This is a genomic window from Pseudomonas sp. Pseusp3, from assembly GCF_047304225.1.
In the GTDB taxonomy this organism is placed as follows: Bacteria; Pseudomonadota; Gammaproteobacteria; order Pseudomonadales; family Pseudomonadaceae; genus Aquipseudomonas; species Aquipseudomonas fluorescens_CD.
The window spans coordinates 46836-56395 of record NZ_JBGLYV010000041.1 but is presented as its reverse complement, the minus strand read 5'-3'; the positions used below and the strand labels follow the sequence as shown (position 1 = coordinate 56395).

The 9560-nt window shown below is 63.2% G+C and carries 8 protein-coding genes and 1 pseudogene; 3 read left to right on the top strand and 6 right to left on the bottom strand.

Features of this window, described 5'->3' with window-relative positions; translation table 11 throughout:
- Positions 1–431, bottom strand: a pseudogene (locus tag ACCD00_RS15875) (acetyltransferase); the annotation flags it as partial.
- A gap of 152 nt (positions 432–583) precedes the next feature.
- On the opposite strand from ACCD00_RS15875, the gene ACCD00_RS15870 reads away from it, so the two are divergent.
- Entirely contained in the window at positions 584–1054 is a 471-nt protein-coding gene (locus tag ACCD00_RS15870) for an SRPBCC domain-containing protein (RefSeq protein WP_413425937.1), read from the top strand.
- A gap of 62 nt (positions 1055–1116) precedes the next feature.
- Here ACCD00_RS15870 and ACCD00_RS15865 read toward each other — a convergent pair whose 3' ends face one another.
- The 3 genes from ACCD00_RS15865 to ACCD00_RS15855 all read right to left on the bottom strand — a co-directional run bounded on the left by ACCD00_RS15865 (position 1117) and on the right by ACCD00_RS15855 (position 4265).
- Positions 1117–1905, bottom strand: coding sequence for an SDR family oxidoreductase (locus ACCD00_RS15865; protein WP_413425935.1), 789 nt, complete (start codon positions 1903–1905; stop codon positions 1117–1119).
- Positions 1906–1989: 84 nt separating this feature from the next.
- Positions 1990–3153 (bottom strand): sulfotransferase family protein, encoded by a 1164-nt coding sequence (locus ACCD00_RS15860; RefSeq protein ID WP_413425933.1) that lies wholly within the window; start codon positions 3151–3153, stop codon positions 1990–1992.
- Positions 3150–4265: a DUF1214 domain-containing protein gene (locus ACCD00_RS15855; protein ID WP_413425931.1), complete on the bottom strand. Its 1116-nt coding sequence runs from the start codon at positions 4263–4265 to the stop codon at positions 3150–3152. Before ACCD00_RS15855 ends, ACCD00_RS15860 begins: the two co-directional genes overlap by 4 nt.
- Positions 4266–4451: 186 nt before the next feature.
- On the opposite strand from ACCD00_RS15855, the gene cysD reads away from it, so the two are divergent.
- Together cysD and cysN are read left to right on the top strand one after the other, a co-directional pair.
- The gene (cysD, locus tag ACCD00_RS15850; RefSeq protein ID WP_413425941.1) at positions 4452–5393 is read left to right on the top strand and encodes a sulfate adenylyltransferase subunit CysD; all 942 of its coding nucleotides are present in this window, start codon (positions 4452–4454) and stop codon (positions 5391–5393) included.
- Positions 5393–7285 (top strand): sulfate adenylyltransferase subunit CysN, encoded by a 1893-nt coding sequence (cysN, locus tag ACCD00_RS15845; RefSeq protein ID WP_413425929.1) that lies wholly within the window; start codon positions 5393–5395, stop codon positions 7283–7285. The genes cysD and cysN overlap by 1 nt, the downstream gene beginning before the upstream one ends.
- Before the next feature lie 146 nt (positions 7286–7431).
- Here cysN and ACCD00_RS15840 read toward each other — a convergent pair whose 3' ends face one another.
- Both ACCD00_RS15840 and ACCD00_RS15835 read right to left on the bottom strand, forming a co-directional pair.
- Positions 7432–8220, bottom strand: coding sequence for an ABC transporter substrate-binding protein (locus ACCD00_RS15840; RefSeq protein WP_413425927.1), 789 nt, complete (start codon positions 8218–8220; stop codon positions 7432–7434).
- Between the two features lie 59 nt (positions 8221–8279).
- The gene (locus tag ACCD00_RS15835) at positions 8280–9449 is read right to left on the bottom strand and encodes a M20 aminoacylase family protein (protein WP_413425925.1); all 1170 of its coding nucleotides are present in this window, start codon (positions 9447–9449) and stop codon (positions 8280–8282) included.
- Between the last annotated feature and the right edge of the window lie 111 nt (positions 9450–9560).

Sequence of the window (9560 nt, the reverse complement as noted above, 5' to 3'; positions counted from 1 at the left end):
GCCAGGGCCCGCGCCGGGCCAGCCATGCCGTCGCCGAAGGCCGCCGCCACCGCCCAGCGGTAATGGCGGCCTTGCAGGTAGCGGTCGACCAGGATGCTGGTACAGACGTTGGCGGCGGTATCGATGTACGACTCGAACGCCGGGTGCTGCGGCACCTCGCCGGCATGATGGTGGTCGAAGTAGCGCAACCGGGCGCCCCCTTCGAGCAGCCGCTGGGTATCGTCCCGGTTCTGGCTGTGGGAGATATCCAGTACCGTGACCCTCTCGCCACGGCCGGCCAGTACGCGGCGCAGCAGGTCGATGTCGCGCTTGACCCCGCTGATCAGCCGTACACAGTCGCTCAGTTCCCCGGCCAAGCGCAGTTGCTGTAGGGCACAAAGGCCATCCGCGTCGCCGTTGAAGGCGCAATGATCGATCCAGTCTGTGGCCATGTCGGTCTCCTCTATTTACCTGTCGGCTACCTTAGGGAGTGCGCAATCTCCGGTTCTTCGTCCGACTGGACGAGGAGCGCAGTGGCAAATGCGTCGAGTATCCGGATGATCCCGCCGCACGGTGCGGCGCGGAGCCATCCCGGAGCAATCCCATGTCCGCAGAAAAGAATCTGGTCCGCTCGCTGACCGTGGAAATCGCCGCCCCCGCCGAATGGGTGTGGTCGGTGCTGGTCGATCTGGCCAGCTATCCGCAGTGGAACCCCTATACCGTCAAAGTCGAGTCGAGCCTGCGCCTCGGCGAACCGGTGAACCTGTTCCTGCCCAACCCGGCCCGGCCCGGTGAACTGCTGCATGTGGTCGAGCACCTGGCCGAGTTCGATCCGCCGCGCCTGCTCGCCTGGGAAATGCATTCCAGCGTCGACAATCCCGATGCTGCCCGCCGCGAACAGATCATCGAGAGCACTGGCCCGGCGAGTTGCCGCTATCACACCACCGATAAGTTCCTCGGCCCCACCGCCGACCAGGTAATGGAGATGCACGGCCCCTGGGTGAAGCAGGGCTTCGACGCCGTCGCGCTGGCAGTCAAGGTGCAGGCTGAGGCGTTGTTTGCGGCACGCGGTTAGGTGCATGCGATCGCGGGCCCTCCAGCGGGTCCGCGATCACACCCTTTAGCGCCAGTGGAGGTTCAGTACATGATTTCGCCGCCGTTCGCGTCGAGTTGTGCGCCATTCACCGCGCTGGCGTAGTCCGAGGCGAGAAAAAGTGCGGCGCGGGCGCATTCCTCGTCACCGGGCATGCGCCCACCCGGGATGCCGGCGCTGAACTCGGCGCGCACCTGCTCTTCGCCGACACCGCGCGCGTCAGCGGTCTGGCGTACCACTGCCTGCACCGGCTCACCCCACATCCAGCCACAGGCCACAGCGTTGACACGTATGCCGTGGACAGCCTGCTCCGTGGCGAGATAGCGCACGGACGCAGCCAATGCGCTTTTCGATGCGCAATAGGCAGCGCCACCCAAATAGGGCTTGCGAACACCAAGGGTACTGACCATGACAATGGCACCGGCCCCCTGCTCCTTCATCTGCGGCAGCACCGCACGGCTCATGTTCAGCGAGCCGATCAGATTGACCTCCAGCGCCTCGCGCAGCGGGTCGTTGTCACCCGCCTCCACGGCCTGGAATCCGCCGTGGGAAAACGCGCTGTTGATCAGCGCGTCGATACGGCCGAAGCGCTCGGCGGTGGCTTGGGCGAATTCCGCACAGGCGGCGGGTTCGGTGACGTCGGTGGGCATGCGCAGGACCTCGCAGCCAGGGGCGAAGGCACGGATGCGTTGCTCGGCCTCTACCAGCCGCGCCTCGCTGCGCGCGCAAATGGCCACGGCACGCGCACCTTCGCGGGCGGCTTCCAGGGCGAGCTTGATACCCATACCCGGTCCGATTCCGGAAACCATCACGACCTTGTCTTTGAGCAGCATGGGAAAATCCTCTTGTTGTTATCAGGGCTTGTTTTATGCAGGAGCCAGCTTGCAGGCCCCTGTAAATGACGGCGGTGGCAACGGTTATGCCTGGATATGCCGCGCGCGGTATTCGGCGTAGTCGCGCTCCAGGCGTGCAGCGTCGAGGCCGAAGAGTTCCGCGTTGTAGCTGTGCCGGGCGCGCTTCTCGCGGCCGTTGTCGGCGAGCCAGCGACGCATCGAATCGCGTACCTCGTCGCTCAGCTCCATTGCGGTGAAGCGGTAGATGCGTTCCACCACGCCAAACGGATCGGCCACCGTGTCCTCGAAACGCACGTCGAGGAAGCGCCCGGCAGGCAAACCTTCTCGCACCGTCATGGAGTGCTTCAGCGCACGGGCCATGCGGCTGTTCCACTGTTCGCCGACACGGGCCGGATCGGCGTGGTCGCTGTAGAGCTGCCAGAGGGTATGGATGAAACTCGCCAGCGAGGGGATGGTCTTGCACGGTTCGCGGTGGGTGAGGACCACCTGCGCACGGGGGAACACCTCGAACAGCAGCTCCAGGGTGTGCAGGTGCTGCGGGCTCTTGAGCAGCCAACGGCGGCCGGGGGCGATGCCGCGGCGGGCCTGCTGCCACTGGAGAAACTGCAGGGTCTTTTTCAGGTACCGGTAGACCTGGGTCTGGTCCTGGCGGTCGAGCCAGTCGGTATAGGTCGGCACGTCGACGTAGGAATCCATCGCACAGAGGAAGGAATGCTCCATCAGCATGAATTCCTCGTCCGGCTGCTCCGCGTCCAGCGGGTGGATGGCGAGCAGTTGCGGCAGGAACCCGATCATCCCGGCGACTTCGGCGCGCGCGCGCTCGATGCGCAGGCCCGGCTGTTCCACTGCCTCGCCAGGCAGCGGTGCCGGATAGCGGGTCTCCCACCACTGCGCCTTGCTGAACTGCGGGTCCACCGCCAGCGTGCGCTGCAACAGCGTGGTGCCGGTGCGCGGCAGGCCGACGATGACCAGCGGGTCGTCGATTTCCTGTTCGAGGATTTCCGGATGGCGCCTGCAGTAATCCTCGATCACCAACCGGTTGGCCAGCTGTGCCAGCAGTTTTTCGCGCAGCACGGCACGGCCCTGTCCGGACAGGCGAGCTTCATCGCGCAGCGCGTCGGCCAGCACGGCCAGGGCTTCGCGAAAATCGCCGGGGCCGAAGTCGTCGAGGCCGCCGGTACGGGCACTGGCTTCGGCCAGCAGGCTGTCAGGTGCGAATTCGTTCATCGGGTGAGTTCCTTCAGGTCGGTCAGCTTGACCACGCGGGTCGTCGGGTGCACCGGTTGCTTCGCGCCGACCCAGCGCAGGCAGAGGGTGCCGTGGGGGTGGCCGGCGGTTTCCAGCCAGTTCGGCAGGTCAGGGTCGCGGGCACTAAGCACCATTCGCACTCCGCCCCGCTCGTCGAGGCGCGCCGAGTGCTTGTTCAGACAGATGCGGTGGAAGCGGTAGTCCAGCGACTCCATCCAGTAGTTGTTGATCTGCAGGTTCCAGAAATCGCACTGCGGCACCTGATCGACCTCGATCAGAAGCGCTTCGTCGTCTGCCAGCGCCCAGTAGGAGTGGTAGTAGAAGATGTTCGGATCACCGCCCACCGCCTGGCACACCGCCTGGTCCGCCGGCGGCAGCTGATTGGCATGTTGCTGGTAGCCCTGCGCCCAGTCGGCGAACAGCCGCGCAGTGCCCTCGACAAAGCCGGCGGCGCGTTGCAGGCCCTGCTGCAGGCGCAGCGGGTCAAGCGGCTCGGGAGTCTCGCCGGCATCCAGGCGTTCAATGCGCAGCGGTGCCGGCTGTTCGCTGGCACGGTCGAGGAACGTCTGGCGAACGATCAGTGCGTTGCTCTGCGGCTCCATGCGCAGCCAGTTGCCGGAAGCCGGCGGGTGCTGACTGAGGATGATCTCGAAATTGCCGTCGGCATCCAGTTGCAGCTGTGGGGCATCGACGAAGCCAGTCTGGATCATCTTGCCGTCACTCTCGTAGCCGCCCTTCTGGGTGCCGAAGCTGAGGTAGAAGACGCTGCCACGATTGCCGCTGACGCGATAGCGGTGTTCGCCGTTGAGGCGCGCATAGCGGTACAGGTTGTCCGGGTTGTCCGCACCGATCTTCGCCGTTTCGTGGGACGGAGTGATGAAGCCGGGGAAGTCCGGGTCGGCGAACTCCAGGTGCATCTCCAGGGCGATGCGCAGCAGTCGGGTCAGATAGCGGAAGCCTTCGGCGCGGGTCTGCGCGTCGGCCGGGGCTTCCGGGCGCAGAATCTGCTCGCCGCTGCGGCGCAGCTGTTCGCAGAAGAGGTTCCAGCTCTCGCCGCTGATCACCTCCTGTTCGATTTTTTCTGTGGCCATGTCGGTCTCCTCTGTGGGCCTGCGCAGACCTTAGAGAGAACACCGATTCCGATTCTTCGTCCGAGCGGACTAAGGTCGCCGCATCGACGCCATGCCCCGGCTCATGCGGCGGCCAGCGCATGAATCGCCCGGCAGTCTTCTCGTCCAGTCAGACGAAGAATCGGCGATGGCGCATTACCTACCGTGATGCCACGCCGGGGAGGAACCCGGCAGAACACGAGGAGGTATTCGATGTTGACTCATTTGCAATGGCTGGAAGCGGAAAGCATCCAGATCATCCGTGAGGTGGTTGCCGAGTGTGAGAACCCGGTGATGCTCTACTCCATCGGCAAGGACAGTGCGGTCATGCTGCACTTGGCGATGAAGGCCTTCGCCCCCGGAAAGCCGCCCTTTCCCCTGCTGCACGTGGACACCACCTGGAAGTTCCGCGAGATGATCGACTTCCGTGACCAGACCGTTCAACGCCTGGGCCTGGATCTGTTGGTACACGTCAATCCCGAAGGCGTGGAAAAGAACATCAACCCGTTCGATCACGGCTCGGCACTGCACACCGATGTGTGGAAAACCCAAGGCCTGAAACAGGCACTCGACCACTTTGGCTTCGATGCCGCCTTCGGTGGCGCCCGCCGCGACGAGGAGAAGTCGCGGGCCAAGGAGCGGGTGTTCTCGATCCGTTCCGAGCAACACCGCTGGGACCCCAAGCAGCAGCGCCCGGAACTCTGGCGGCTGTACAACACGCGCAAACGCAAAGGCGAGAGCCTGCGGGTGTTCCCGCTGTCGAACTGGACCGAGCTGGACATCTGGCAATACATCTACCTCGAACAGATTCCCATCGTGCCGCTGTATTTGGCCCAGGAGCGCCCGGTGGTGCGCCGCGACGGCACGCTGATCATGGTCGACGACGAGCGCATGCCGCTGCTGGCGGGTGAAACGCCAGAGATGCGCAAGGTGCGCTTTCGCACACTCGGCTGCTACCCGCTCACCGGCGCAATCGAAAGCGACGCCGACAGCCTGCCGGCGATCATCCGCGAGATGCTCGCGAGTCGAACCTCGGAACGCCAGGGTCGGCTGATCGACAGCGACTCGGCCGGCTCCATGGAGAAGAAGAAACAAGAGGGGTATTTCTGATGAACGCCATTTCCGAACTGCTTAGCGACGACCTGAAGCCTTATCTGGAGCAACAGCAGAACAAACAACTGCTGCGCTTTATCACCTGCGGTAGCGTCGACGACGGCAAGAGCACGCTGATCGGCCGTCTGCTCTATGAATCCAAGGTGTTGTTCGAGGACCAGCTTGGCCAGCTCGAAGCTGACTCGAAGAAGCTCGGCACACAGGGCGACGAACTCGACTTCGCCCTGCTGGTGGACGGCCTCGCCGCCGAGCGCGAACAGGGCATCACCATCGACGTGGCCTACCGTTTCTTCGCCACCGATAAGCGCAAGTTCATCGTCGCCGACACCCCCGGCCATGAGCAGTACACCCGCAACATGGTGACCGGCGCCTCCACCGCCGACCTTGCGGTGATCCTCATCGATGCGCGCCAAGGCATGCTGGTGCAGACCCGCCGGCACAGCTACCTGGTGTCCCTGCTGGGCATCCGCAAGGTGGTGCTGGCGGTGAACAAGCTCGACCTGATGCACTACTCGCAGGAAGTCTTCGAGCGCATCGAGGCCGACTATCGCGCTTTCGCCGAACAGATCGGCCTCACCGACATCCAGTGCATCCCGTTGTCTGCCCTGCGCGGCGACAACATGCTCGAAGCCAGCCCGAATACCCCGTGGTACAAGGGACCGACCCTGCTGCAGTACCTGGAAAACGTACCACTGCAAGCTTCGCAACAGAGCAAGGCGGCGTTCCGCCTGCCGGTGCAATGGGTCAACCGGCCGAACCTCGACTTCCGCGGCTATAGCGGCAACATCGCTGCCGGCAGCGTTCGTGTAGGCGAGCGCATCCGCGTGCTGCCGTCCGGCCAGCAGAGCGTCGTGACCGGCATCCTCGGCGCCGGCGGCGAGCAGGAACAAGCCTTCTGCGGCCAGGCGGTGACCTTGACCCTGGAAGACGAGATCGACATCAGCCGCGGCGACCTGATCGCCCTCGCCGACGCACCACCAGCGGTGGCCGACCAATTCGAGGCGACCCTGGTGTGGATGGACGAGGAAGCCATGCTCCCCGGCCGCCCGTACCTGATGAAGATCGGCAGCCGTACGGTTGGCATGAGCTGCGCCAACCTCAAGCATCGGGTCGACGTGAACAGCCTCGAGCACCTGGCGGCGCGCACCCTGGACCTGAATGAAATCGGCGTGTGCAACCTCAACCTGGACCGCTCCATCGCCTTCGATGCCTATGCGGATAACCGCGACACCGGTGGCTTCATCATCATCGACCGGCTGAACAACCGTACGGTAGGCGCCGGCATGTTGCACTTCGCCCTGCGCCGTGCGCAGAACGTGCACTGGCAGGCCATCGATGTGAACCGCGAGGCGCACGCCGCACTCAAGGGCCAGACACCCCGTGTGCTTTGGTTCACCGGGCTGTCCGGAGCCGGCAAGTCGACCATCGCCAACCTGGTGGAACGCAAGCTGCACACCCTTGGCCGGCACACCTACCTGCTCGACGGCGACAACGTGCGCCACGGCCTGAACCGCGACCTGGGCTTCACCGAGGCCGACCGGGTGGAAAATATCCGCCGCGTCGCCGAGGTCGCGAAGCTGATGCTGGATGCAGGGCTTGTCACCCTCGTCTCGTTTATCTCGCCATTCCGCGCCGAGCGCGACATGGCGCGCGGCTTGGCCGGAGAAGACAACTTTCTGGAGATCTTCATCGACGCGCCGCTGGCGGTGGCCGAACAGCGCGATCCGAAGGGCCTCTACCAGAAGGCCCGGCGCGGCGAGCTGAAGAATTTCACCGGCATCGACTCACCCTACGAGCCACCGGTGGCGCCGGACATCCATATCGACACACAGCGCGAGTCGCCGGAAGCGGCGGCCGAGCGGATCGTCGAGCGGCTGCTCGGCATGTAACCGGTAGATCTGCTGAAACCAGCTTGCCGGCGGTTGCCATACATCGACTTCCGGCAAGCAGGCCCCACCCTTTTCCTCCCCAGGGTGATGTGAAGGGGGCAATAGAGCGCTCGATCGAGCGCCCTGCTCAACGAATCAGCCGTGGGTTACTTGGCGCCATAGACGTCAAAATCGAAGTACTTGTTGTTGATCCGTGCGTAGGTCCCGTTGGCGAGAATGGTTGCCAGGGCTTTGTTCAAGTCTTCGCGCAAGGCGACATCGTTCTTGCGCAGACCGAGGCCATCACCCACGCCGAAGAAGCCCGGATCATCCAGGGTGGCACCGGCAAACTCATAGTCTTGGCCCACCGCTGTTTTCAAGAAGCCGTAGCTGGCTTGAATGGAACCCTGCAACGAAGCATCCAGTCGCCCCACTACCAGATCGGCGTACACCTGATCCTGATTTTGATAGGAAAGAACGTCTACACCTTTGGAACCCCATACCGCTTTGGCGTAGGACTCCTGGGTCGAGCCCTGCTCCACACCAATGCGCTTGCCCTTGAGCGATTCGAGGGTCGGCTGTAATCCCGATCCGCGTTTAGCCACTAACCGTGCCGGTGCATTGGACACCTTGTCGGTGAATGCAATCTGCTCCAGACGTTTGGGGGTGATGGTCATTGAAGACGCCACCGCATCGAACTTGCGCGCCAGCAGCGCCGGGATCATCCCGTCCCAGCTGCTTTCCACCCAGACGCATCGCGCTTTCAGTTCGGCGCAGAGCGCCTCGGCGATGTCGACCCCGAAGCCGGTCAGCGTGCCATCCTGATTCTTGTATTCCAGTGGTGGGTACGTCGGGTCCACCCCCAGCTTCAACACTTTGCCAGACCAGTCAGCTGCACCGGCCAGGCTCGATGCTGTCAGGAACACCAGGGAAACGGCTGCAATCATCTTGTTCATTTTTATTCCTCTTCAGGCCGCAGATTTTTTACCAGAATGACGCGCAAAAAAGCGCCGTATCAACACAGAAAACGCTCGACCAACTTGACCCAGTAGCTCGCGCCCACCGGCAGGCAGCCATCGTTGAAGTCGTAGCCGGGATTGTGCAACAGGCACCCGCCCTCTCCCTCACCGTTGCCGATCACCAGATAACTGCCGGGGCATTTTTCCAGGACAAAGGCAAAGTCCTCACTGGCCGTGAACGGCCGCAAGTCATCAATCAGGTGCTCCTCCCCCAGCCAGTCACGGGCGACTTCACGGGCAAATGCAGTGTGTTCGGGATCGTTGATCAACACCGGATGGCAATGCTGATAATCGATGTGGGCCTGGGCACCAAAACTCGCGGCCTGGCCCTTGACCAGCTCAGTGATTCGAACCTCCAGCAAGTGGCGAATCTCGGGGGTCAGGGCGCGCACGCTCAGGCTCATGTCGGCACAGGACGGGATGACATTCGAGGCGCTTCCGGCATGCAGGGAGCCCACCGTGATAATTGCCATCTCCTGCGGATTGACATTGCGCGAAACGATGCTTTGCAGGGCCATCACGATCGAGGCACAAACCACCACGGGGTCGACGGCTTTGTGCGGCACCGCACCATGACCACCATTGCCGATGATTCTGATGTTCACCGTGTCGGCAGACGCCATGAACGGCCCGCTGTAAAAGCCCAAATGCCCGACGGGATAGCCCGGCACGTTATGCATGGCGAAGATCGCGTCACACGGGAACCGTTCGAGCAACCCTTCCTCGAGCATTTTCCTGGCACCGCCCAGCCCTTCTTCCGCCGGTTGGAAAATCAGGTGCAGCGTGCCCTTGAACGCCCGTGTCCGGGCCAGATACTGACCTGCTGCCAGCAGGATTGCCGTATGACCGTCGTGACCGCAGGCATGCATGACACCGTCGATCCCGCTGGCATAGGGCAAGCCGGTGGCTTCCTGTATCGGCAACGCATCCATGTCGGCGCGCAAACCGATGGATCGCCCCTCGCCATTTTTCAGGGTGGCAACGACCCCGGTCTTGCCCACGCCGGTGCTGACCTCATAACCCCATCGGGTCAAACACTGCGCAACCCGCTCGCTGGTGGCGAACTCTTCAAAACCCAGTTCAGGGTGCGCGTGAATGCTGTGACGTATCGCGATCATTTCATCTTGCATCGCGGCAATACCAGGCAGGACCAGGCCGGCATTCATGGGTGTTCTCCTTGGACAGGGTCTGAGCAGCAGCGAAAGCGCTGTTGGGGTCGATCTTAGGGAACAGGCGCTGGGCTGGGGAGGCGCAGTTTGGTTATGATGACAACCAAT

What these genes read in the sequence shown, in the direction of transcription:
- ACCD00_RS15855 (WP_413425931.1), bottom strand. Translation starts at nt 4,265, where the DNA reads ATGGCCACAGAAAAAATCGAACAGGAGGTGATCAGCGGCGAGAGCTGG.
- ACCD00_RS15840 (WP_413425927.1), bottom strand. Translation starts at nt 8,220, where the DNA reads ATGAACAAGATGATTGCAGCCGTTTCCCTGGTGTTCCTGACAGCATCG.
- ACCD00_RS15865 (WP_413425935.1), bottom strand. Translation starts at nt 1,905, where the DNA reads ATGCTGCTCAAAGACAAGGTCGTGATGGTTTCCGGAATCGGACCGGGT.
- ACCD00_RS15860 (WP_413425933.1), bottom strand. Translation starts at nt 3,153, where the DNA reads ATGAACGAATTCGCACCTGACAGCCTGCTGGCCGAAGCCAGTGCCCGT.
- ACCD00_RS15870 (WP_413425937.1), top strand. Translation starts at nt 584, where the DNA reads ATGTCCGCAGAAAAGAATCTGGTCCGCTCGCTGACCGTGGAAATCGCC.
- cysN (WP_413425929.1), top strand. Translation starts at nt 5,393, where the DNA reads ATGAACGCCATTTCCGAACTGCTTAGCGACGACCTGAAGCCTTATCTG.
- ACCD00_RS15835 (WP_413425925.1), bottom strand. Translation starts at nt 9,449, where the DNA reads ATGAATGCCGGCCTGGTCCTGCCTGGTATTGCCGCGATGCAAGATGAA.
- cysD (WP_413425941.1), top strand. Translation starts at nt 4,452, where the DNA reads ATGCCACGCCGGGGAGGAACCCGGCAGAACACGAGGAGGTATTCGATG.